We start from the raw sequence: 20,321 nt of genomic DNA, 5'->3' as shown, positions 1-20,321 counted from the left end.
CGGGGGCTCCGTCGTATCCGCAGGGGCTTCTACTTCTTGCCCTGCGCCGCGACGGCGGCGGCACCGGCGGCGGCGGCCTCGGGGTCGAGGTAGCGGCCGGGGCCGGTGGGGACGTTGTTCTCGTCCAGCTCGTACACCAGCGGGATGCCGGTCGGGATGTTCAGCTCGGCGATGTCGTCGTCGCTGATGCCCTCGAGGTGCTTGACGAGACCACGCAGCGAGTTGCCGTGCGCCGTCACGAGCACCGTCTTGCCGGCTTCGAGGTCGGGGACGATCGCGCTCTCCCAGTAGGGCAGCAGGCGGTCGATGACGAGCTTGAGCGACTCGGTGCGCGGCACCTCGCCGTCGATGTGCGCGTAACGGACGTCGTTCACCTGGCTGAACTCGCTCTCGTCGTCGAGCACGGGCGGCGGCACATCGAACGAACGACGCCACAGCTGGAACTGCTCCGGGCCGAACTCTTCCAGCGTCTGTGCCTTGTCCTTGCCCTGCAGCGCGCCGTAGTGACGCTCGTTCAGGCGCCAGGAGCGGGTCACCGGGATCCACAGACGATCAGCGGCATCCAGCGCGATGTTCGCCGTCTGGATGGCACGGCTCAGCAGCGAGGTGTGCAGCACGTCGGGCAGGATGCCGGACTCCGCCAGCAGCTCGCCGCCGCGGCGTGCCTCCTTCTCGCCCTGCGCATTGAGGCGGACGTCCACCCAACCGGTGAACAGGTTCAGTTCGTTCCACTCGCTCCGGCCGTGGCGGAGCAGGATGAGGGTGCGCGTCGCAGTCATGCCGTCAGTTTATCCGCCCGGGGCTGAGGACCCGAGTCGGATGCTGGGAGGATGGAGACATGGCGTCATCTCCCCTCGGTCGGCCGACCCGCGGCACCACGGGGACGAACCGCCTTCGGCGAAACGACCGCTGGATCGCCGCGAGTGAGGCGCTGCGCCGAGCATCCGACCCGTTGGTCGTCGACCTCGGCTACGGCGCCAGCGGGGTCACGGCCTTCGAGCTCGCCACGCGCCTGGTCCGGGTGCGTGACGACGTGGAGGTGCGCGGACTGGAGATCGACCCCGCCCGCGTCGCGACGGCCGATGCGCAGCTCGACGAGGTGCGCGCGGGCCGAACCTCCTTCGCGTCCGACCTTCCGGTGACGTTCGCGCGCGGCGGTTTCGAGGTTCCGCTTCCCGATGGGCGCAGAGCAGCCGTGATCCGCGCGATGAACGTGCTGCGCCAGTACGACGAGCAGGATGTCCCCGGCGCCTGGTCACGGATGGCCGCCCGGCTGGCGCCCGGCGGCCTGCTGTTCGAGGGCACCTGCGACGAGATCGGCCGCGTCTCGAGCTGGATCGACATCGATGCACAGGCGACCCCGCTGCGGTTCACGCTCTCGCTCCGGCTCGCGGACCTCGAGCACCCGAGCATCGTCGCCGAACGCCTGCCCAAGGCACTGATCCACCGCAACGTCACCGGCGAACGCATCCATGCCCTCCTGGTCGACCTCGATCGCGAATGGGACCGTGCCGCGCCGTTGTCGACCTTCGGGGCGACGCAGCGTTTCCTCGCCGCGGTCGGTTCACTGCGTGATCAGGGTTGGCCCGTGATCGGTGGGCGCACGCGCTGGCGTCTGGGCGAGCTCACGCTGCCATGGAAGGCCGTCGCTCCGCGCGCGGACTGACTCCGGGCCGGTGACGTCGGCTCAGCCAGCGTCGCGTGCGTCGCGCGGGTCGGGCGCCGCCGGCCGTCGCGACAACCGTGTGAGGCGCGGGATGTCGGCCACGGAACCGGCATCCGCCGGGACGATCACCTGCTGGGACGCAGCGATGTCGATGCCCTCCGCACGCACGACGAGGTCGCCGACCGGTGCGCGCCGGGAGAGGATCGCGAGCGCGATCGGGCCGTCTTCGTGGTGCCGGGCCACGGAGGTCAGGTGGCCGACCTCGTCATCGCCCGCGAAGACCGGCGCACCGGGCTCCGGCAGGACGGCATCGCTGCCATCGAGGTGGAGTGCGGCCAGCCGTCGAGGCGGATGCCCGAGGTTGTGCACCTTGGCGACGGTCTCCTGGCCGCGGTAACAGCCCTTGTTCAGGTGGACCGCGCTGCGGATCCAGTCGGACTCGTGGGGCAGCGAGCGCTCGTCCACCTCGGTCGTCCACCGAGGACGCCACGCCGCGACCCGCAGCGCCTCGGCCGCAAGACTCCCTGCGAGGGCTTCCCGATCGAGGGAACCGGCGAGAGCACGAGCGGATTCCTCCGTGACGACGGCCACCCGCCAGGCGAAATCGGTGGCAGGATGCTCTGCGACCTCCGCGTACTGATGACCTCCGACGCTGATGCGCTGCCACGGGTCTGCCCAGACGAGGGCGACGCCGTTCGGGGCGAACGCGGCAGCGGTGACTCTCGCTCCGACGGTCCCGCCGTCGATGTAGCCGACCAGCTCGAGGTCGGAGCGCACCTCGACCGTCGCCTGGGTACGGAACTTCATGCGCGTCAGCCAGGCGGCGAGCGCTTCCGCATCGCCGCTGTCGGCGATCAACCACGCCGATGAGCCGTCGTCGAGGATTCCGGCGGCGTGCTCGACGCGACCCTGCGGGTCGAGGATCAGCAGCTCCGTGCTGTCTCCTGGCGCGAGACGTCCCACCGACTGCGAGGTGATCGAGTCGAGCCAGGTGAGGCGCTCGGGACCCGCCACCTCGATGACCGTGCGATCCCCGAGCGGCGCAAGGGCCGCGCCGTCGGCGAGACGCCGCTGCTCGCGGAACGCATCACCGAAATGAGTGATGACCTCACCGTCGGAGACCGCACCGTCGACCTGGTGGAAGGCGGACACGTCAGACCTTGGCCAACCGGGCCGACGCATGCGAGCGCAAAGGCGTGCCGAGGGCGGCGATGTCCCACGCCCACAGCAGATGACCGTCGACGAGGCCGTACATGCGGGAAGAAGCGGTGTGGACCTTCGCGCCGGCGCTGCGCACGACGGCGTCGGAACCGATGTCGATGCGCGGCCCGTTGATCTCGCCGATGTAGAGCTCGAGGGCACCGTCGGCGTGTGCGAGAGAGACCTCGATCGGGAATCCGCCGCTCGGAGCGCGCAACTCCTCCACGTCGTCGACTGTGCGGGTCACGGCCGGCGCGGTGGGAGGCAACAGCGCGGGGCCGGGATCAGCCGCTGCCGCCGGACGCGCGAGTCGCCAGAATCCCGTCTCGGCGAGCAGTGCGGCCGCCGGAGCACCCTCGTCGGTCAGAAGGGTGGCCGTTCCGGAGTAGTTCAGGAAAGGACCGCCGTCATGGCTGAAGCTGACCCGGTGCGTGAACTCTCCCTGCAGACGCTCGTCGCCGACCGGATAGTCGATGACGCCGGTGCCTTCCCAGACGCCGATCAGCCACGCGAAGGGGACGAGATCGGCCGGAAGGTCGACGGGAAGCTCGAGCATCGTCCGGTCAGCGCTGGCCGCGGAAGAGGTTGCGCAGCACCACCGCCGAGACGAAGACGATAGCGAGGCTCGCAAGGCCCAGCAGGCCGATGAAGAAGATTTCGAGCGCCATGAGGTCCATGTGCTCCACCTTACCGCGCCGCGCCGACGTACGGCGGGGATCAGGCGGGAATCAGGTCGGGATCAGCGCTGCGAGGCCGAACCCGACCGAGATGATCCCCATCAGCAGCAGAGCGCCGATCACGCTGCCGGCCACCCGGAAGATGAAGCCCTGAGTGCGCCCGTACCAGAGCTGCACGGCGAACGACAGGAGCACGACGCCGCCGAAGCCGACGAGGAGCCACGGCACACGCCACTCCTCCGGCACGAAGATGCCGATGACGACGGTCGCGAGGAAGGCCGTGGCCCAGACGACGAGCACACCGACGAACGCGTTGCGCGGTGCGAGTGCGGGATCCGTCATGTCTCCATTGTGACCTATCGCTCCCGGTATCATGGCGGCACGACGTCGATCCGCGTCTGTGAGGAGTGCGTGTGGCCCAGGTCCTGGTTCTGACCAACGCTCCGCTCTCCGAGCAGGTGCTCCCCGCGCTCGAGCTGTTGAGCCACCGCACGCGCCAGATCCCCGCAGAGCCCTCGCAATTGATCAGTGCGCCCGATCATGATGTCGTGATCGTCGACGGCCGTCACGACCTCGTCGGGGCGAAGTCGCTGTGCCGTCTGCTGCGGACGGCAGGACAGGACTCCCCGCTGCTGCTCGTCGTCACGGAGGGCGGGATGAGCGCCCTCTCCGGCGACTGGGGCATCGATGACGTGCTCCTCTCCACCGCGGGTCCGGCGGAGATCGATGCCAGGCTGCGTCTCGTGCTGGCACGACGCGACGAGGTCGCCGAACCCGCACGCGTGCAGGCATCCGGCGTGACCATCGACGAGCAGTCCTACTCGGCGAAGCTGCGCGGCAGACCTCTGGACCTCACCTACAAGGAGTTCCAGCTGCTGCATTTCCTGGCGACCCACCCGGCTCGCGTCTTCACCAGGGAGCAGCTGCTGAGCGAGGTCTGGGGTTACGACTACTTCGGGGGCACCCGCACCGTCGATGTGCACGTGCGACGACTGAGGGCGAAGCTCGGTGACCAGGAGCAGATCATCGGAACGGTGCGCAACGTCGGCTACCGCTTCAACGTCAACGAAGACGAAGGCCTGGCCAGCGCGGGGTGAGGCGACTCCGTTCACACGCGCGTCACTTCTCGGTGCTTAGATGTACCCCATGATCGATCCCGCACTCGCCGACGCCGGGCTGGGTGATGCCGAAGACGACGACTTCGACGCCATCGAGTCCTACGACGCCCAGCTCCCCGACCACCGCTACCTGGATCGCGAGCTGAGCTGGCTCGCCTTCAACCAGCGCGTGCTGGAGCTCGCCGAGGATCCGTCGCTCCCCGAACTGGAGCGGGCCAACTTCCTGGCGATCTTCGCGAGCAACCTCGACGAGTTCTTCATGGTGCGCGTCGCTGGCCTCAAGCGACGCATCATGACCGGCCTCGCCGTGCCCACCAACATCGGCCGCTCCCCCGTCGACGCCCTCGCCGACATCTCGCGCGAGGCGCACGCGCTGCAGCTGCGCCATGCCGACGCGTGGACGTCGCTGGTGCGACCCGCTCTCGCCGAATCCGGAATCGAGATCGCCGATTGGTCGGAGCTGACCGACGACGAGCGCACGGCGCTCTCCGAGTACTTCTCCGCACAGGTCTTCCCGGTGCTGATGCCCCTCGCCGTGGATCCCGCCCACCCGTTCCCGTACATCTCCGGTCTGTCGCTGAACCTCGCGATCCGCATCCGCAACGCCCGCACGGGGCGCCAGGAGTTCGCGCGTCTCAAGGTGCCGCCCATGCTCCCCCGCTTCGTCGAGGTACCGGGCGGCGGCGAGATCAAGCGCTTCCTGCGGCTCGAAGAGCTCATCGCCAACCATCTCGGCGACCTCTTCCCCGGCATGGAGGTGCTCGACCATCATGCGTTCCGTCTCACCCGCAACGAAGACGTGGAGATCGAGGAGGACGAGAGCGAGAACCTGATCCAGGCGCTCGAAGCCGAGCTGCTGCGTCGCCGGTTCGGGCCTCCGATCCGGCTCGAGATCACCGACGACATGGACGACGTGACCATGGACCTGCTGGTCCGGGAACTCGACATCACCGACCTGGAGGTCTATCGCCTTCCAGGGCCGCTCGATCTGCGCGGACTCTTCGACCTGTCGCGGATCGATCGCCCCGACCTGCGGTACCCGCCGCACCTGCCCACCACCGCCGTCGCCTTCCAGCCCGCGGGATCGAGCACCCGGGCCGACATCTTCAAAGCGATCCGCAAGTCCGACGTGCTCGTCCACCACCCGTACGAGTCCTTCACCACCAGCGTGCAGGCGTTCCTCGAGCAGGCCGCCCGCGACCCGCACGTGCTCGCCATCAAGCAGACGCTGTACCGCACCTCCGGAGACAGCCCCGTCGTGCAGGCGCTCATCGACGCGGCCGAGGCGGGCAAGCAGGTGCTCGCGCTCGTCGAGGTGAAGGCGCGATTCGATGAGGCGAACAACATCGTCTGGGCCCGCAAGCTGGAGAAGGCCGGCGTGCACGTGGTGTACGGCCTGGTCGGACTCAAGACGCACTGCAAGCTCGCCCTCGTGATCCGCGAGGAAGACGGCAAGCTCCAGCACTACTCGCATGTCGGCACCGGCAACTACAACCCGAAGACCAGCCGCATCTACGAGGACTTCGGACTGTTCACCGCGGATGCGCAGGTCGGAAAAGACCTGACGCGTCTGTTCAACGAACTCAGCGGCTACGCGATCGAGAAGAAGTTCAAGCGCCTGCTGGTCGCCCCTCTGCACCTGCGCAAGGGGCTCGTGCGTCAGATCGACGCGGAGCGCAAGAACGCCGAGGCCGGCATCCCCGCGCACATCCGCATCAAGGTGAACTCGATGGTCGACGAGGAGATCATCGACGCTCTCTACCGGGCGAGCGCGGCAGGAGTGAAGGTCGACGTCTGGGTGCGCGGCATCTGCAGTCTCCGCACCGACCTCGACGGCATCAGCGACAACATCACGGTTCGCAGCATCCTCGGACGTTACCTGGAGCACTCGCGTATCTTCGCCTTCGAGAACGGCGGCGACCCACAGGTCTACATCGGCAGCGCCGACATGATGCACCGCAACCTGGACCGTCGTGTCGAGGCCCTCGTGCGCGTCACCGACCCCGCCCACCTCAAGGAGCTCAGCACGTTCTTCGACCTGGCGATGGACGACGGCACCTCGTCGTGGCACCTCGGCCCTGAGGGAGTCTGGACGCGCCACGCCACGGATGCGGACGGCAAGCCTCTGATCGACCTGCAGGATAAGACCATGGGGTTGATCCAGCGGCGCCGTCGGGCTCGGGCGGTTCGATGAGCGGCCGGCAGCTGCAGCTCCCGGCCGACACGACGACGAGTGCGAAGTGGACGGACAAGGCGGTGTACGCGGCGGGTGCCGTCGTGTGGCGTGTGGTCGAGGGCAAGCTGCGCATCCTGCTGATCCACCGCACCAAGTACCGTGACGTCACGCTGCCCAAGGGGAAGGTCGACCCCGGCGAGATGCTCGCCGAGACCGCCGTCCGCGAGGTGCACGAGGAGACCGGCATCCGGGTGTCGCTGGGCGTCTCGGTCGGCGTGAGCCGGTACCTGCTCGCCTCGCAGAAGCAGAAGGTCGTGCACTACTGGGCCGCGGAGGCGACAGACGTGGCCATCCGCGAATCGACCTTCGTGCCGAACCGGGAGATCGCCGCGCTCGAGTGGGTCAGCGTGAAGAAGGCCCGCGCACGCCTGAGCTACCCGGTCGATCTCGAGATCCTGGACTTCTTCGCCAAGCTCGTCGACGACGGTGTGCTGCGCACGTTCCCGGTGATCGCGCTGCGCCATGCGAAGGCCACTCCCCGCTCGGAGTGGGACGGATCCGATGCCTCCCGCCCCCTGACCGACCGCGGACGGAAGCAGGCGAAGTCGATCGTCGGACCGCTTCGTGCCTTCGGCGTGCGCCGGATCGTGTCGAGCGATGCGGTGCGCTGTGTCGAGACGGTCACTCCGCTCGCGCGCGCGCTGGATCGCAAGATCGTGAAGACCGAGAAGATCAGCCAGGACGCCTGGGAGGACGGAGACTCCGATCTGCGTTCCGTCGTCGGCCGCCGGATCCGCGCAGGCAAGCCGGCCGTGGTGTGCAGTCACGGCCCCGTGCTGCCGGGCCTGCTCTCGGAGATCGCGCTGGCGACCGGCACCATCCAAGGGTCGTATCTCAGCAGTGCGTCGGACCTCGAACCGGCGGCGTTCTCGGTCGTGCATCTCTCTGCGACCAACCCCGGATCCGGGATCATCGCGATCGAGACGCACGTCCCCAAGGTCTGACGCTTCGACAGGCTCAACGGCCCAGGCCCGGAATCCCGCGGGAGACCCCCAGAGAGTCGCCCGCCGTTCACCTGCCGTTCACCTGCTCGGGAGAGTCTCGTTAACCGTCGCCCATAGCGTCACTGTGTGCCCTGCACCGGGCCCCACCCATTCCAGATCGAAGGATCCACAGTGAAGATCTCCCGAATCGCACGAATCGGCGCCATTGGCGCCGTCGCCGCTCTCGCACTCGCCGGCTGTGCCGCGAACGAAGCAGGCACCGGTTCCACCGACGCTCCCACCTCCGACAGCGCAGCGGTCAGCGGCTCGCTCGTCGGCGCCGGCGCCTCCTCGCAGCAGGTCGCCATCCAGGCCTGGACCGCGGAGTTCCAGAAGACCAACCCCGACGCCCAGGTCGAGTACGACCCGCAGGGCTCCGGTGGTGGACGCGAGTCCTTCCAGCAGGGCGCGGTCAACTTCGCCGGTTCCGACCGTGCGTTCAAGACCGACGAGATCTCGGCCGGCGGCTTCGGCGCCTGCGTCGACGGTTCCGACCTCATCGAGATCCCGGCCTACGTGTCGCCGATCGCCATCGTCTTCTCCCTCGACGGGGTCGACGAGCTGAACCTCGACCCGACGACCATCGCGTCGATCTTCGCCGGCAAGATCACCAACTGGAACGACCCGGCGATCGCCAAGGACAACCCCGACGCGAAGCTCCCCGACCTCGCGATCACCCCCGTGCACCGCTCCGACAAGTCGGGCACCACGGGCAACTTCACCGACTACCTCGCGCAGACCGCGGGTGACGTGTGGACCGCAGGCAGCGTCGAGGAGTGGCCGGCCGACCTCGCCGGCGAGTCCGCGGAGAAGACCTCGGGCGTCGCCAACGCCGTCAAGGGCGGTCAGGGCCTCATCGGCTACATCGACTCCTCGCAGGCGGCGGACTTCTCGTCGGTCAACGTCAAGGTCGGCGACGAGTTCGTGCCGCACTCGGCCGAGGGCGCCGCAGCGACGCTCGACGCCTCGAAGATCGAGGAAGGCCGCACCGACGGTGACCTCGCCTTCGCGATCGACCGCACCACCACCGCCGAAGGCGCCTACCCGGTTCTCCTCGTCAGCTACCTCATCGGCTGCGCCGAGTACGAGGACGAGAACGTCGCCGCACTGACCAAGGCGTTCTTCACGACCGCGATCAGCGCCGAAGGCCAGGAAGCCGCCGCGACCAACGCCGGCAGCGCCCCGATCTCGGACGACCTGCGCACGCAGGCACAGGCTGCGATCGACCTCATCAAGTGAGCTGGTGACGGTCTCCGGGATGCCCCGCGGCATCCCGGAGACCGTCTGCTCGCGTCAGACACCCGATCTCCACTGAGCAGGAAGCAGCTCCCATGACAGCCACGACCTCGCCGGCGTCGACGCGCATCGTCGCGAAGAAACGCGCCGGTGACCTCTGGTTCTCCGGAACGGCGGTCGCCGCCGGATCCATGATCATGATCACGCTGGCCGCGGTCGCGATCTTCCTCATCGTTCAGTCGATCCCCGCCTTCACCGCGACGGCCGAAGACGCCTCGCTCCTCAAGACCAACTTCTGGGACTACGTCGGCCCGCTCCTGTTCGGGACCGTGTGGGCGGCTTTTCTCGCCCTTCTGCTGGCAGTCCCCCTCTCGCTCGGGGTCGCGCTCTTCATCACGCACTACGCCCCGCGCCGCCTCGCCCAAGGGCTCGGCTACGTGGTCGATCTACTGGCCGCCGTCCCCTCGGTCGTTTTCGGCCTCTGGGGAATCCTGGTCCTCGCGCCGGCGGTTCAGCCCATCTACGTCTGGTTGAACACGAACGCCTCCTGGATCCCCTTCTTCGACGGTGTGGTCTCGCCCACGGGCCGCACGATCCTCACCGCCGCCATGGTGCTCGCGGTCATGGTCGTCCCGATCATCACGGCCATCTGCCGCGAGATCTTCCTGCAGACCCCTCGCCTCCACGAGGAGGCAGCCCTCGCCCTGGGAGCCACCCGCTGGGAGATGGTGCGGATGGCTGTCCTCCCCTTCGGCCGCTCCGGAATCGTGTCCGCCTCGATGCTCGGCCTCGGCCGCGCGCTCGGTGAGACCATGGCCGTCGCGATGGTGCTCTCGGTGAGCAAGGCGGTCACGTTCGAACTGCTCACCTCCACCAACCCCTCCACGATCGCCGCCAACATCGCGCTGACGTTCCCGGAGGCGTACCAGGTCAACATCAACATCCTCATCGCGACCGGTCTGATCCTGTTCGTCGTGACGTTCGCGGTGAACGCTCTCGCACGCTGGTTCGTGAACCGCCGCAAGGAATTCTCGGGAGCGAACTGACATGACCGTTACCGCCCCCGAGTCCGCTCGCACGGCCAGCGCGGCCCCCTCTCAGCTCTCGCTCAGCTCGGGACACCTCCCCCGCTGGGCGCCCTGGGCCCTGCTCGCCGTCTCGCTCCTGATCGGATTCACGCCGTTCGCCCTCGAGGCCGTCGCCAGCGGATCCGACCTCAACATCGCCGGCTCCGTCGTGCTCGGCGCTGTGATCTACCTCGTGCTCATCTACGTGATGTCGCGCATCGTCGAGGGTTCCAGGAAGGCGCTCGACCGTCTCATCACCGGCATCGTCACCTCGGCGTTCGCGATCGCGATGGTCCCGCTGGTCTCGGTGGCGATCACCGTGGTCGCCAACGGCGTCGCCCGCTTCGACGGACTCTTCTTCTCCTCGTCGATGCGTGGTGTGCTCGGCGAGGGAGGCGGCGCCCTGCACGCGGTGATCGGCACGCTGCTCGTCACGCTGGCTGCTGCGATCATCTCGATCCCCATCGGCCTGATGACGGCCGTCTATCTGGTCGAGTACGGCAAGGGCGGACGGATGGCACGCACCATCACGTTCCTCGTCGACGTCATGACGGGTATCCCCTCGATCGTCGCTGGTCTCTTCGCCTACGCGGTGTTCGCGCTGATCTTCGGGCCCGGTGTGCGTATGGGTATCGCGGGCGCTGTCGCCCTGGCCGTGCTCATGATCCCGGTCGTCGTGCGCTCCACCGAGGAGATGCTGCGGCTGGTGCCGAACGAGCTGCGCGAGGCGTCTTACGCGCTCGGCGTGCCGAAGTGGCTCACGATCGTCAAGGTGGTCCTGCCGACGTCGATCGCCGGCATCACGACGGGTGTGATGCTCGCCATCTCCCGCGTGATCGGCGAGACCGCACCGCTGCTGCTCACGGCCGGATTCACCGACGCCATGAACTACAACCTGTTCAGCGGTCGCATGCAGACCCTTCCGGTGTTCACGTATTCGCAGTACGCGTACCAGGGCATTCCCGCTGAGGCATACGTGGAACGAGCATGGGCCGCCGCCCTGACGCTCATCATCATCGTCATGCTGCTCAACCTGATCGCGCGGCTGGTCGCGAAGATCTTCGCCCCCAAGACCGGCCGCTGAGCCTCGACCCGAAAAGCAAGGAACTGCAGTGTCCAAGAGCATCGAAGTCAACGACCTGAACGTCTACTACGGCGACTTCCTCGCCGTGGAGGGCGTCTCCCTCGACATCCAGCCGCGCAGCGTGACCGCGTTCATCGGCCCCTCCGGCTGCGGCAAGTCCACCTTCCTGCGCACGCTCAACCGCATGCACGAGGTCATCCCCGGTGCCCGCGTCGAGGGAGAGGTGCTGCTCGACGGCAAGGACCTCTACGGCCCCGGCATCGACCCGGTGCTGGTGCGTCGACAGGTCGGCATGGTCTTCCAGCGCCCCAACCCGTTCCCCACGATGTCCATCAAGGAGAACGTCCTCGCCGGCGTGAAGCTCAACAACAGCCGCATGTCGAAGAGCGATCAGGATGCGCTCGTCGAGAAGTCGCTCACGGGTGCGAACCTGTGGAACGAGGTCAAGGACCGCCTCGACAAGCCCGGCTCCGGCCTGTCCGGCGGTCAGCAGCAGCGTCTGTGCATCGCGCGCGCGATCGCCGTGTCGCCGCAGGTGCTGTTGATGGACGAGCCCTGCTCCGCGCTCGACCCCATCTCGACCTACGCCATCGAGGAGCTGATCGGCGAGCTCAAGAACGAGTTCACCATCGTGATCGTGACGCACAACATGCAGCAGGCGTCCCGCGTCTCCGACAAGACGGCGTTCTTCAACATCGCCGGTACCGGCAAGCCCGGCAAGCTCATCGAGTACGACGACACCACGAGCATCTTCACCACTCCGTCCGTGCAGGCCACCGAGGACTACGTCTCCGGCCGCTTCGGTTGAGCCCACTGCTCTCCCCTACTGCTGATTCCCCTCCCCTGCCTCCCCTGCTGCTGTTCCTCCAAAACCCAGACCACTCGAGTGGCTGCCGGCGTGTCAGCTGTTGACACGCCGTCGCACCGTCGGATGGTCTGGGTTTCGGCTTACCCGGGTCGAGGTGCACTGTGCCTGCACCGGCGCGGAATGCAGGGAGTTGTCCATAGCTCGTGCGGTTTCGGCCTCGACCGATGGCGTGCTCAGGGCAGTATCGGGCGATGTCCTTCGTGCGCGCCGCTTCTGTGCTGGGCGCGCTCGGGCGGATGGCACGGACATCGGAGCTTCGCCGGAGGGGTGTGAGCCGCGATGAGCTCTCGCGCGCGGTGCACTCCGGTGAAGTACTGCGACCGCGTCAGGGTGTCTATGCGCTGCCCGACACTGCGGAGGCCTGGATTCATGCCGCGTCTCACGGAGGAACGGTCGGATGTGCCCAAGCGGCAGCGGCGCACGGGCTCTGGGTGCTCGAGCTTCCTTCCACGAATCACATCTGGATGGGAGCTGCAGGGACTCCACGATCGCAGTGCGACGCCTGCGTGCTGCACTGGGATGAAGGCCACGTTCGCGTCGGAGAAGCCGCGCCCGTCCCGAATGCGCTCCTTCAGATCGCGGCGTGCTGCGGCGAGGACACGTTCTTCACCGCGCTCGAATCGGCTTTGCGACAATCACTGCTCTCCCCCGCTGGGCTGATCTGGCTTCGACGCCATCTTCCGACGTCGATGCGCTGGCTCGTCGCCTTCGCTCGTGCGGATGCGGACAGCGGGCTCGAATCGCTCATCCGGCTTCGGCTGCACCGGATCGGGATATCGGTCAGGACCCAGGTTCACGTCTCCGGTGTCGGGGAGGTCGACCTCGTCATCGGCGACTTCCTGATCGTCGAGGCCGACGGCCGGGAGAACCATGCCAGGGAGAAGGAGCGGAGCAAGGACCTACGGCGTGACGCCGCGGCTGCCGCTGCCGGGTATACGACTCTGCGCTTCACCTATGAGCTGATCGTCGACGAGTGGCATCTCGTCGAGGCCGCGATCCGCGGCGCCGTCGCACGCGGAGCCCACCTCGCGCCGGCGGTCTGACTCCACCACCCCGCCCAGCCACCCCGTCCCCAGCCATCCCCGTCCCCCAGCCATCCCCGTCCCCCTGCCAGCCCCGTCCTCCTGCCAAAACGGAGACCAGTCGCGAAGGTGATGGCGCGTCGCGCCCAGACACGCCATGCAGCGGACGGGTGGTCTCCGTTCTGGCGTCGCCGTGCGGGCACGGTGGGGCGGCATGGTGAGTGCGCGGTAGGTCGGAGAGGTCAGGTGCGGGGAGAGAGGAGGTAGCGGTTCAGGGCGGCCGTGAGGGTGTGGTCGACCGGGAGAGGCGTGCCGTCGACGGAGGTGATGGCCGTCGCGAGGCGCACGCTCGACACGAGCCACGCAGCATCAGCCCGCGTGAGGTCGGTCGCGGGGATGCGGTCGTAGCCGGTCTCGAAGCCCTGAGCGGCGAGATGCTCGTAGACGCTGAGCTGTGTCGTCCCGTGCAGGATGCCACCGGTCGGGGCCGGTGTCAGGAAGCGGTCTCCGAATCGGAGGATCAGCGAGGCGGTCGGGGCCTCGAGCACGAAGCCGTCGCTCGAGAGGAAGATCGCATCGTCCGCTCCCCGTCGATGCGCCTCACGAAGAGCGGCCATGTTCACGGCGTACGACAGCGTCTTCGCTCCCAGCAGCAGCCACGGAGCCCGCTCTGCGGCGTCCAGGTCGTACCCGCGGTCGAGAGTGACCACCCGCACCCCGTTCTCCCTCACGGCGGTGAAGTCGGCCGCCGGCGCAGCGGTGACCCACGCGGTCGGAGTGGGTCCGTGCTCGACTCCTCGGCTGAGGATGAGCTTGATGACGGACTCGCCCGCGCCGAGCTGTGACGCTGCATGATCGATCGCCTGTCGCCACTGCGCGAGATTCGGCACCGGGAGGTCGCACAGCCGAGCGGAGTGCGCGAGACGCTCCAGGTGCGGAACCACCTCCTGGGCATGTCCATCGATCACGCCGATGGATTCGAAAACACCGTCACCGCGCTGCGTGCTCAGCTCCCCGACGCTGAGCGCGGGCGCAGCGGCGTCCACCTGCGTGAACGTGTCCGCGAAGTCGGAGCGCTGCACGTCGGCAGCCACGGGATCGATCATGAGTGCGAAGCGCCCGGTCATGATCCGAGCCTAGAGGGCGGGAATACCCATCGCCTCATCGCGTTACAATTGAATGGCCGGGCCGCATAACCCCGGGCTCCAATTTTTGCCGCTGCGAGCGGCCTTCCGCCGAGAGGCGTTCTTGCGGCCCGGTCTTTTCATATCCGGCCGGTCTTTTCGTATCCGGGTTCCTCACGCCCTGAGCATCCTGCGCGCTGAGATCGGCTCAGGCGAGGGCGTCCGTGCGCCACAGCACGGCAGCGGCCGCCAGATCCTGGCCGTAGCTGCTGAGGCGAAGGGCCCGGGTGGTCAACTCACTGGCCCGAGCCGGCTCTGTCGGCTCGTAGTCGTCCGCGGTGTGAGTCGCACCTGACGCCTGCACCCGGCAGAACGCCGCGGCGCGGTCGAGCGCGACGGCGAAGTCACCGCGGAACGCCCCGCGCAGGATCGTGTCGATCAGCACGACCAACTCGTCGGGGCTCGCCGGCACAGGCGCCCCGGCGATCACCGCATCCGCAGACGGCAGCTCAACGCGCCCACGGTCGTACAGGAGAGCCGCCGTGTGCGGGTCGCCATGGATCGCGAGCTGCAGGACGTAGAGACGCCACAGCGCGCCGGGCAGCGTGCGCGACGGCGCCTTCGACCAGAGCTCGGCGATCTCGTCGATGCCGTGCTCGGCAGTGAATGCCACCAGGCGTTCCGCACTCGCACCGCTCTCGTCCGCACGGACGCGCGTCAAGAGGGCGGACGCCGTGGCGTGCGCGATACGAGTCTCCTCGGCGGGATCGTGCGCTCCGACGATGTTGTCGAAAGCACTCGTCGGACGACGCACGGGGCGATGGTGCTGCTCGGGCATCCCTTTAGGGTACGCGCGATCGGAGCAGCTCAGGCCGTGGGGATGACGATCACGGGGTCTGTCGTGGGCTGGCCGGTGGGTGATCCGCCTGCCTGCTCGACCGTGACTGCGATCGCGTCGCCCGCCTGCATGTCGCCGGCGAGCAGTGCCGTGGCATCACCGCCGTCGACATCGAAGACACCGGCGGAGACCGGCGCATCGCCGCGCACGAACCACAGCTCGTACGTCTTGCCGTCGCCGGCGCTCGGAAGACCATCCGCCACGAGGACGGCCTTGCCCGCAGAGCCGGACCAGTGCGCGGTCGCGGTTCCGCCACCGTCGAGTTCCACCGTCGCCTGCTGAGCGTCTCCTGAGGCCTCGATCTCCTGCAGAGCGACAACGCTCGCCGGCGGGTTCAGCTGCTGGTTGAGAGCGATCGCTCCGACTCCGACTCCGACCAGCAGGGCGAGGCACGCTGCCAGGGCGAAGATGGTCCGCGTCCAACGGCGCGGCTTCTCGCGTTCGGGCTGACCCTCAGGCGCGGACCCGTTCGATGGCTCGAGCCGAGGCGCATCATCCGAGACCTCGCGATCGGTTCGATCCTCCCCGTCTTGAGGGATGGTGGCGATCTGGGCGAGCAGGGCGGAACGGATGTGCGCGGGGGGCGTGACGGGCTCCACGGAGTCTGAGAGGAGCGCAGCCGTCGCGATATCCGCATCCACCGTTTCCTCCCCCTCGAGGTGCTCTGCGAGGGCGGCTCGATAGCGACGTTCGTCGTCAGCGGAGAGCGCATGCAGGGCGGCACCTGCCGCGAGCTCCTCGAAGTCCTTCTCGTTCATGCCGTCACCCCCATCGCCGTGCGCAGACGGCTGAGCCCGTCTCGCATCCGTGTCTTGATTGTCCCCAGCGGCGCCCCGACGAGGGCCGCGATCTCGTTCTGACTGTAACCGCCGTAGTAAGCGAGGACGAGTGCTTCCCGCTGCGCTTCCGGAAGCCCCGAAAGCGCCTCGACGACCTTCCCTCCCTCGATCCCCAATTCGACCTGCTCCGCCACACTGTCGTGCGGGATGCCGATGTCCTTGAATCCTGCCCGTACATCCCGGTCGGCGCTCGACTGCGATGCTCGCACTCGATCGACGGCCCGGCGATGAGCGATCGTCATGATCCACGCTCGTCCTTGACCTCTGTTCGGAGCGAAGCGCGAAGCGGATTGCCAGATCTCCAGAAAAACCTCTTGCAGCACCTCTTCGCTCTGAGAGCGGTTGACCAGCACGCGGAGGATGAGACCGAACACGCGAGAGGAGAGGGTGTCGTAGAGAGTCGCGAAGGCAGCCTGATCACCGGACGCGACGCGGACGAGGAGGTCGGCGACAGCATCCTGCGTCGCTCCTTCGTCGGGAACGTCGAAACCATCGATGACCATCTCTCACAGCATGCCGCATCAGAGGCTCTATCGCGCGCAGGCGTCACCTGAATGTGACCGATCGGAGCACCGATCAGAAACTTTTCTCAGATTCGTCCCATCCGATCCGGATGGGGCTCCGAACAGCACTCGACGCCACGGAGAGGCCGTGGCTCAGTTCTGAAGGAGCTCGACATGTTCAGCACCAAGAAGAAGGTCACCGCGGCAATCACCCTCGGCCTGGCGAGCGCGTTCCTGCTCTCCGCCTGTTCCATGGGCAGCGGCAGCACCTCGGACTCGTCGTCCGAGCCGAAGGCACCGGAGACGTCGGAGTCGACGCCGATGGAGATGGACCCGGCCGCCAACCTGGTCGGCCCCGGTTGCGCGGCATACGCCGACGCTGTGCCGGACGGCGCGGGCTCGGTCGCCGGTATGGCTGAGGACCCGGTGGCGGTCGCCGCCTCCAACAACCCGCTGCTGACCACGCTGGTCGCTGCGGTCAGCGGAAAGCTCAACCCCGACGTCGACCTGGTCGACACCCTGAACGGCGGCGAGTTCACCGTCTTCGCTCCGGTGGATGACGCTTTCGCGAAGATCGACCCGGCCACCATCGAGGCTCTCAAGACCGACAGCGCGACGCTGAGCTCGATCCTGACGTACCACGTGGTCCCCGGCCAGATCGAGCCGGCCGACATCGACGGCACGCACACCACGGTGCAGGGTGCTGACCTCGAGGTCACGGGCAGCGGCGATGACCTGATGGTCAACGACGCCAAGGTGATCTGCGGTGGAGTCAAGACCGCGAACGCGACCGTGTACCTCATCGACACGGTTCTGATGCCCCCGGCTTCCTGAGCCTGGGACAGCCGGGTGGGAGGACACCCGGCACGCGCCCTTCTCGGGGCAGGGGGAGGAACCCGGGAAGGAAAGGGGCCGTCGGCGGTGCTGTGTCGCCGACGGCCCCTCGTCGTGCGCACTAGACTTGACGCAGGGGCCTCTAGCTCAGTTGGCAGAGCATCGGACTTTTAATCCGCGGGTCGTGGGTTCGAGCCCCACGGGGCCCACCGCACGTCGTCGTATCTGACCGACGACCTTCCTGTACCACCGGCTCTTCGCATCGGCCACCCCCTTTCGCCTCCGCCTGACCTGAGAGATGGTCGAGTCGTCCCCGAACGGCGGACGACACTCCAGGAAAGGATGAACGATGACCCTCAGCGGCAGCCGCGTGGCATTCCTCGCAACGGACGGATTCGAGGACAGCGAACTCACCAGTCCCTGGGAAGCGGTGACGGCAGAAGGCGCGAGCGCGACCATGATCGCCCCGGACGGCGCAGCCATCACCGGCAAGAACGGGCACGAGCAGGCCGTGGATCTGCACGCGTCGGAGACGACAGCTGATCAGTTCGATGCCCTGGTCTTGCCCGGAGGCGTCGTCAATGCGGATCACCTGCGCATGGACAAGGCCTCCATCGAACTGGCGCGGGCTTTCTTCGAGCAGCACAAGCCGGTCGGCGTGATCTGCCACGGCGCCTGGATCCTCATCGAGGCGGGCGTCGTCGATGGGCGGACACTCACCAGCTATCCGAGTCTGACCACCGACCTGCGCAACGCGGGCGCGACGTGGGTCGATGAGGAGGTCGTGGTCGACGAGGGGCTCGTCTCCAGTCGAACCCCCGACGACCTCCCGGCGTTCAACGCGAAGCTGGTCGAGGAGATCGGCGAAGGCAAGCACGCCGGGCAGACCGCCTGACGACAGGGCTAGGCCCGCGCCCGATGCCGACGCACCGCCGCACGGTTGGCGCAGCGCACGGAGCAGAAGCGTTGACGACCGTTGCGCGTCACATCCGCGACGACGTTGGTGCAGGGCGCGGCCTGGCAGCGGCTCAAGCGGTTCATGCCCCGGGTGACCAGGTGCAGCGAGGTGCCGAGGCTGATGATCGCCCTCAGCACGAAGGGCAGCGACGGCACGTCGTCCCGATAGTGCAGGTGCCACCCCTCGCCGTCGTGGTTCGTCAACCGGGGGTAGGCGGCCGCGACGGCGAGTTGCGCGTTGAGGAGCGCTGCTCGCGCGTCGGGGTCGGGCTCATCGACGATGGCGAGCCATTCGTCGATGACGTCCCTGACCCGCTCGTAGTCGCCGGGAGCCGCCGGGAAGGTCATCGTCATCCCCTGCGCGAGTGTGCGCTCCTCGATCCCGGCGCGGTCGGCCGGCCAGTCGTTGGCGAGAGAAGCGGCGAGCAGTACCGCGTATTCACCGTAAGGTTTGAGATGCATAAGACCATTACATCACGCTGGATGCATGACCTCGCAGAGCACTCTTCCCATCCCGCGCATCCACCCGTCGACCGCCCCCCACGAACACGCCTGGACGGTGGAGTCCCGGCACCCGACGAGCGAGGGCATCGTGCTCTACGTGCGATGCACGAGCTGCCGCGTACACCGCGTCGACGTGCAGCCGCACCCTCACACGCCGCCGACGGCGCTGAGCGCGGAACTGCCGGGCGTCATGCCGTGAGCTCGATGAGCTTGCGCGTCGTCCTCAGATTTCGAGCCGTCCCCGCGACGCCCAGCGCACGGTCCAGCACCGCTTTCGTGAGCTTGGTCGAGTGCACGCCGCCCTCACCGTAGTCGATCCACAGATCGTTCCCGATCAGCGCGATGCGCTCCGCCGGGAGCAAGCGGAGCTGCAACGCGTCGATCGCGCCCGCAGAGGGCGCCCCCTCCAGGAACATCGCGTGCACGAACTTCTGATCCCCCTCGGGGAACGGCTGCGCGGACTCGGAGGAGAGCAGCTGCGCGTGCGTGCGGTGGATGACGGGCGTGTCGACCCCGAACTCGTCGTGGATGACCACCCGCACAGCTGCACACGCGACGGCGGGATCGTCCGGTGTCGCGCACACGATGTTGCCGCTCGCGATGTACGTGGAGACATCCGACAGGTCGGTTTCGGCCGCGAGCACTTCGCGGAGGCGCGCCATCGGCACGCTGTTACGGCCGCTGACGTTGACCGCCCGCAGCAGCAGGACGCTGCCCCTCACTCGCGGGCGCTCTCGACCAGCTCCGCCCCCGCATGGACGAGTTCGGCGAGGGCTGCCTCGCTGGGCTCCGCCGCGACGCCGGCGACGAGGTCGGTGAGGATACGGACCCGCACCCCGTGAGCGATGGCATCGAGGGCGCTCGCCCGCACGCAATGATCGGTTGCGAGGCCGACCACGTCGGCGGTCGACGCGCCTGCTTCCGCAAGTATCGCGCCGACCGTCTCCCCCGCCTCCGTCCGCCCCTCGAACATCGAGTAAGCCGGTATCCCCTGCCCCTTGCGGACATGGTGCGTGACGGCATCGGTCACGAACAGAGGGTCGTACTCGGCACCCTCGGTCCCCGCGACACAGTGCACAGGCCAGGAGTCGACATAGTCGGGGTCCTCCGCGAAGTGCCCGCCGTTGTCGCCATCGGCATCGTGCCAATCCCTCGACGCGACGATCACGTCGTAGTCGGCCGCGTGGAGGGCAAGGAACTCGGTGACGGCAGCAGCCACCGCATCACCGCCCGCGACGGCAAGGGCGCCGTGCTCGGTGAAATCGTTCTGCACATCGACGATGAGAAGCGCTCTGCTCATGTTTCGAGAGTACGCGGTGAGGAACGGGAAAGGCCCCGTGATGTTCTTCGCATCACGGGGCCTTCGGAGCCGCTTGTCAGAATCGAACTGACGACCTTTTCATTACGAGTGAAATGCTCTGCCGACTGAGCTAAAGCGGCGTGCGACGCGTGAGCGGCGCGATCACCGATATTACCCTGTCTCGCGCTCACTCGCGAATCGAGGC

Annotated in this window: 23 protein-coding genes and 2 tRNA genes; 13 read left to right on the top strand and 12 right to left on the bottom strand. The window is 67.7% G+C overall.

Going from position 1 to position 20,321, the window contains the following annotated elements:
• Window positions 1–29: 29 nt before the first annotated feature.
• A complete protein-coding gene (locus tag AAY78_RS00855) occupies window positions 30–779 on the bottom strand; it encodes a phosphoglyceromutase (RefSeq protein ID WP_046746485.1) in 750 nt (249 codons plus the stop codon).
• 59 nt (window positions 780–838) lie between these two features.
• Here AAY78_RS00855 and AAY78_RS00850 point away from each other — a divergent pair, with 59 nt between their 5' ends.
• On the top strand, window positions 839–1,666 hold the full coding sequence (locus AAY78_RS00850; RefSeq protein WP_046746484.1) for a class I SAM-dependent methyltransferase: 828 nt from the start codon (window positions 839–841) through the stop codon (window positions 1,664–1,666).
• A 21-nt stretch (window positions 1,667–1,687) separates the two neighbouring features.
• Here AAY78_RS00850 and ygfZ read toward each other — a convergent pair whose 3' ends face one another.
• The 3 genes from ygfZ to AAY78_RS00830 all read right to left on the bottom strand — a co-directional run bounded on the left by ygfZ (window position 1,688) and on the right by AAY78_RS00830 (window position 3,885).
• Complete coding sequence (ygfZ, locus tag AAY78_RS00845; protein WP_171010968.1) at window positions 1,688–2,818, bottom strand: CAF17-like 4Fe-4S cluster assembly/insertion protein YgfZ; 1,131 nt, start codon at window positions 2,816–2,818, stop codon at window positions 1,688–1,690.
• A 1-nt stretch (window position 2,819) separates the two neighbouring features.
• On the bottom strand, window positions 2,820–3,422 hold the full coding sequence (locus AAY78_RS00840) for an FABP family protein (protein WP_046746482.1): 603 nt from the start codon (window positions 3,420–3,422) through the stop codon (window positions 2,820–2,822).
• A gap of 172 nt (window positions 3,423–3,594) precedes the next feature.
• Window positions 3,595–3,885, bottom strand: a complete 291-nt coding sequence (locus tag AAY78_RS00830; RefSeq protein ID WP_046746481.1) for a hypothetical protein — start codon at window positions 3,883–3,885, stop codon at window positions 3,595–3,597.
• Window positions 3,886–3,956: 71 nt separating this feature from the next.
• On the opposite strand from AAY78_RS00830, the gene AAY78_RS00825 reads away from it, so the two are divergent.
• The 8 genes from AAY78_RS00825 (at window position 3,957) to AAY78_RS00790 (ending at window position 13,178) form a co-directional block, all read left to right on the top strand.
• Entirely contained in the window at window positions 3,957–4,640 is a 684-nt protein-coding gene (locus AAY78_RS00825; RefSeq protein WP_046746480.1) for a winged helix-turn-helix transcriptional regulator, read from the top strand.
• Window positions 4,641–4,689: 49 nt separating this feature from the next.
• The gene (locus AAY78_RS00820) at window positions 4,690–6,855 is read left to right on the top strand and encodes an RNA degradosome polyphosphate kinase (protein ID WP_046746479.1); all 2,166 of its coding nucleotides are present in this window, start codon (window positions 4,690–4,692) and stop codon (window positions 6,853–6,855) included.
• Window positions 6,852–7,841, top strand: coding sequence for an NUDIX hydrolase (locus AAY78_RS00815; RefSeq protein ID WP_046746478.1), 990 nt, complete (start codon window positions 6,852–6,854; stop codon window positions 7,839–7,841). The genes AAY78_RS00820 and AAY78_RS00815 overlap by 4 nt, the downstream gene beginning before the upstream one ends.
• Window positions 7,842–8,012: 171 nt before the next feature.
• Window positions 8,013–9,119, top strand: coding sequence for a phosphate ABC transporter substrate-binding protein PstS (gene pstS, locus AAY78_RS00810; protein ID WP_046746477.1), 1,107 nt, complete (start codon window positions 8,013–8,015; stop codon window positions 9,117–9,119).
• Between the two features lie 92 nt (window positions 9,120–9,211).
• Window positions 9,212–10,162, top strand: coding sequence for a phosphate ABC transporter permease subunit PstC (gene pstC, locus AAY78_RS00805; RefSeq protein WP_021199103.1), 951 nt, complete (start codon window positions 9,212–9,214; stop codon window positions 10,160–10,162).
• Window position 10,163: 1 nt separating this feature from the next.
• Window positions 10,164–11,267: a phosphate ABC transporter permease PstA gene (gene pstA, locus AAY78_RS00800; protein ID WP_046746476.1), complete on the top strand. Its 1,104-nt coding sequence runs from the start codon at window positions 10,164–10,166 to the stop codon at window positions 11,265–11,267.
• A gap of 28 nt (window positions 11,268–11,295) precedes the next feature.
• A complete protein-coding gene (gene pstB / locus AAY78_RS00795; protein WP_017828973.1) occupies window positions 11,296–12,075 on the top strand; it encodes a phosphate ABC transporter ATP-binding protein PstB in 780 nt (259 codons plus the stop codon).
• 251 nt (window positions 12,076–12,326) lie between these two features.
• The gene (locus AAY78_RS00790) at window positions 12,327–13,178 is read left to right on the top strand and encodes a type IV toxin-antitoxin system AbiEi family antitoxin domain-containing protein (RefSeq protein ID WP_052748585.1); all 852 of its coding nucleotides are present in this window, start codon (window positions 12,327–12,329) and stop codon (window positions 13,176–13,178) included.
• Between the two features lie 221 nt (window positions 13,179–13,399).
• Here the strand turns inward: AAY78_RS00790 and AAY78_RS00785 are convergent, their stop codons facing one another.
• The 4 genes from AAY78_RS00785 to sigK all read right to left on the bottom strand — a co-directional run bounded on the left by AAY78_RS00785 (window position 13,400) and on the right by sigK (window position 16,521).
• Complete coding sequence (locus tag AAY78_RS00785) at window positions 13,400–14,284, bottom strand: aminodeoxychorismate lyase (RefSeq protein ID WP_046746475.1); 885 nt, start codon at window positions 14,282–14,284, stop codon at window positions 13,400–13,402.
• Window positions 14,285–14,489: 205 nt separating this feature from the next.
• The gene (locus AAY78_RS00780; protein ID WP_046746474.1) at window positions 14,490–15,119 is read right to left on the bottom strand and encodes a hypothetical protein; all 630 of its coding nucleotides are present in this window, start codon (window positions 15,117–15,119) and stop codon (window positions 14,490–14,492) included.
• 29 nt (window positions 15,120–15,148) lie between these two features.
• The gene (locus AAY78_RS00775; protein WP_046746473.1) at window positions 15,149–15,937 is read right to left on the bottom strand and encodes an anti-sigma factor; all 789 of its coding nucleotides are present in this window, start codon (window positions 15,935–15,937) and stop codon (window positions 15,149–15,151) included.
• Window positions 15,934–16,521 (bottom strand): ECF RNA polymerase sigma factor SigK, encoded by a 588-nt coding sequence (sigK, locus tag AAY78_RS00770; protein ID WP_046746472.1) that lies wholly within the window; start codon window positions 16,519–16,521, stop codon window positions 15,934–15,936. The genes AAY78_RS00775 and sigK overlap by 4 nt, the downstream gene beginning before the upstream one ends.
• 174 nt (window positions 16,522–16,695) lie before the next feature.
• Here sigK and AAY78_RS00765 point away from each other — a divergent pair, with 174 nt between their 5' ends.
• From AAY78_RS00765 to AAY78_RS00755, 3 genes are all read left to right on the top strand, one after another.
• On the top strand, window positions 16,696–17,355 hold the full coding sequence (locus AAY78_RS00765) for a fasciclin domain-containing protein (RefSeq protein ID WP_046746471.1): 660 nt from the start codon (window positions 16,696–16,698) through the stop codon (window positions 17,353–17,355).
• A 136-nt stretch (window positions 17,356–17,491) separates the two neighbouring features.
• Window positions 17,492–17,564: transfer RNA gene (locus tag AAY78_RS00760), tRNA-Lys, on the top strand.
• Between the two features lie 140 nt (window positions 17,565–17,704).
• A complete protein-coding gene (locus tag AAY78_RS00755; RefSeq protein WP_046746470.1) occupies window positions 17,705–18,250 on the top strand; it encodes a type 1 glutamine amidotransferase domain-containing protein in 546 nt (181 codons plus the stop codon).
• An 8-nt stretch (window positions 18,251–18,258) separates the two neighbouring features.
• Here AAY78_RS00755 and AAY78_RS00750 read toward each other — a convergent pair whose 3' ends face one another.
• Complete coding sequence (locus tag AAY78_RS00750) at window positions 18,259–18,774, bottom strand: CGNR zinc finger domain-containing protein (protein ID WP_046746469.1); 516 nt, start codon at window positions 18,772–18,774, stop codon at window positions 18,259–18,261.
• 25 nt (window positions 18,775–18,799) lie between these two features.
• On the opposite strand from AAY78_RS00750, the gene AAY78_RS00745 reads away from it, so the two are divergent.
• A complete protein-coding gene (locus AAY78_RS00745) occupies window positions 18,800–19,015 on the top strand; it encodes a hypothetical protein (RefSeq protein WP_046746468.1) in 216 nt (71 codons plus the stop codon).
• Here the strand turns inward: AAY78_RS00745 and AAY78_RS00740 are convergent.
• The 3 genes from AAY78_RS00740 to AAY78_RS00730 form a co-directional block, all read right to left on the bottom strand.
• A complete protein-coding gene (locus AAY78_RS00740) occupies window positions 19,005–19,538 on the bottom strand; it encodes a DUF1697 domain-containing protein (protein ID WP_082108521.1) in 534 nt (177 codons plus the stop codon). The genes AAY78_RS00745 and AAY78_RS00740 overlap by 11 nt on opposite strands.
• A complete protein-coding gene (locus AAY78_RS00735) occupies window positions 19,535–20,116 on the bottom strand; it encodes an isochorismatase family protein (protein WP_046746488.1) in 582 nt (193 codons plus the stop codon). Before AAY78_RS00735 ends, AAY78_RS00740 begins: the two co-directional genes overlap by 4 nt.
• Window positions 20,117–20,183: 67 nt before the next feature.
• A tRNA-Thr gene (locus tag AAY78_RS00730) sits at window positions 20,184–20,256 on the bottom strand.
• Window positions 20,257–20,321 lie beyond the last annotated feature (65 nt).

Origin of the sequence: Microbacterium sp. Ag1, assembly GCF_001005635.1 — a bacterium.
GTDB classification, from domain to species: domain Bacteria; phylum Actinomycetota; class Actinomycetes; order Actinomycetales; family Microbacteriaceae; genus Microbacterium; species Microbacterium oxydans.
Note: the sequence above shows the minus strand (reverse complement) of the source record. Positions and strands in the feature narration are given on the sequence as shown.

What these genes read in the sequence shown, in the direction of transcription:
- AAY78_RS00745 (WP_046746468.1), top strand. Translation starts at nt 18,800, where the DNA reads ATGACCTCGCAGAGCACTCTTCCCATCCCGCGCATCCACCCGTCGACC.
- AAY78_RS00820 (WP_046746479.1), top strand. Translation starts at nt 4,690, where the DNA reads ATGATCGATCCCGCACTCGCCGACGCCGGGCTGGGTGATGCCGAAGAC.
- AAY78_RS00735 (WP_046746488.1), bottom strand. Translation starts at nt 20,116, where the DNA reads ATGAGCAGAGCGCTTCTCATCGTCGATGTGCAGAACGATTTCACCGAG.
- AAY78_RS00785 (WP_046746475.1), bottom strand. Translation starts at nt 14,284, where the DNA reads ATGACCGGGCGCTTCGCACTCATGATCGATCCCGTGGCTGCCGACGTG.
- AAY78_RS00855 (WP_046746485.1), bottom strand. Translation starts at nt 779, where the DNA reads ATGACTGCGACGCGCACCCTCATCCTGCTCCGCCACGGCCGGAGCGAG.
- AAY78_RS00790 (WP_052748585.1), top strand. Translation starts at nt 12,327, where the DNA reads ATGTCCTTCGTGCGCGCCGCTTCTGTGCTGGGCGCGCTCGGGCGGATG.
- pstA (WP_046746476.1), top strand. Translation starts at nt 10,164, where the DNA reads ATGACCGTTACCGCCCCCGAGTCCGCTCGCACGGCCAGCGCGGCCCCC.
- AAY78_RS00755 (WP_046746470.1), top strand. Translation starts at nt 17,705, where the DNA reads ATGACCCTCAGCGGCAGCCGCGTGGCATTCCTCGCAACGGACGGATTC.
- AAY78_RS00815 (WP_046746478.1), top strand. Translation starts at nt 6,852, where the DNA reads ATGAGCGGCCGGCAGCTGCAGCTCCCGGCCGACACGACGACGAGTGCG.
- AAY78_RS00830 (WP_046746481.1), bottom strand. Translation starts at nt 3,885, where the DNA reads ATGACGGATCCCGCACTCGCACCGCGCAACGCGTTCGTCGGTGTGCTC.
- AAY78_RS00840 (WP_046746482.1), bottom strand. Translation starts at nt 3,422, where the DNA reads ATGCTCGAGCTTCCCGTCGACCTTCCGGCCGATCTCGTCCCCTTCGCG.
- AAY78_RS00780 (WP_046746474.1), bottom strand. Translation starts at nt 15,119, where the DNA reads ATGCCCGAGCAGCACCATCGCCCCGTGCGTCGTCCGACGAGTGCTTTC.
- sigK (WP_046746472.1), bottom strand. Translation starts at nt 16,521, where the DNA reads ATGGTCATCGATGGTTTCGACGTTCCCGACGAAGGAGCGACGCAGGAT.
- AAY78_RS00750 (WP_046746469.1), bottom strand. Translation starts at nt 18,774, where the DNA reads ATGCATCTCAAACCTTACGGTGAATACGCGGTACTGCTCGCCGCTTCT.
- pstC (WP_021199103.1), top strand. Translation starts at nt 9,212, where the DNA reads ATGACAGCCACGACCTCGCCGGCGTCGACGCGCATCGTCGCGAAGAAA.
- AAY78_RS00775 (WP_046746473.1), bottom strand. Translation starts at nt 15,937, where the DNA reads ATGAACGAGAAGGACTTCGAGGAGCTCGCGGCAGGTGCCGCCCTGCAT.
- AAY78_RS00765 (WP_046746471.1), top strand. Translation starts at nt 16,696, where the DNA reads ATGTTCAGCACCAAGAAGAAGGTCACCGCGGCAATCACCCTCGGCCTG.
- AAY78_RS00850 (WP_046746484.1), top strand. Translation starts at nt 839, where the DNA reads ATGGCGTCATCTCCCCTCGGTCGGCCGACCCGCGGCACCACGGGGACG.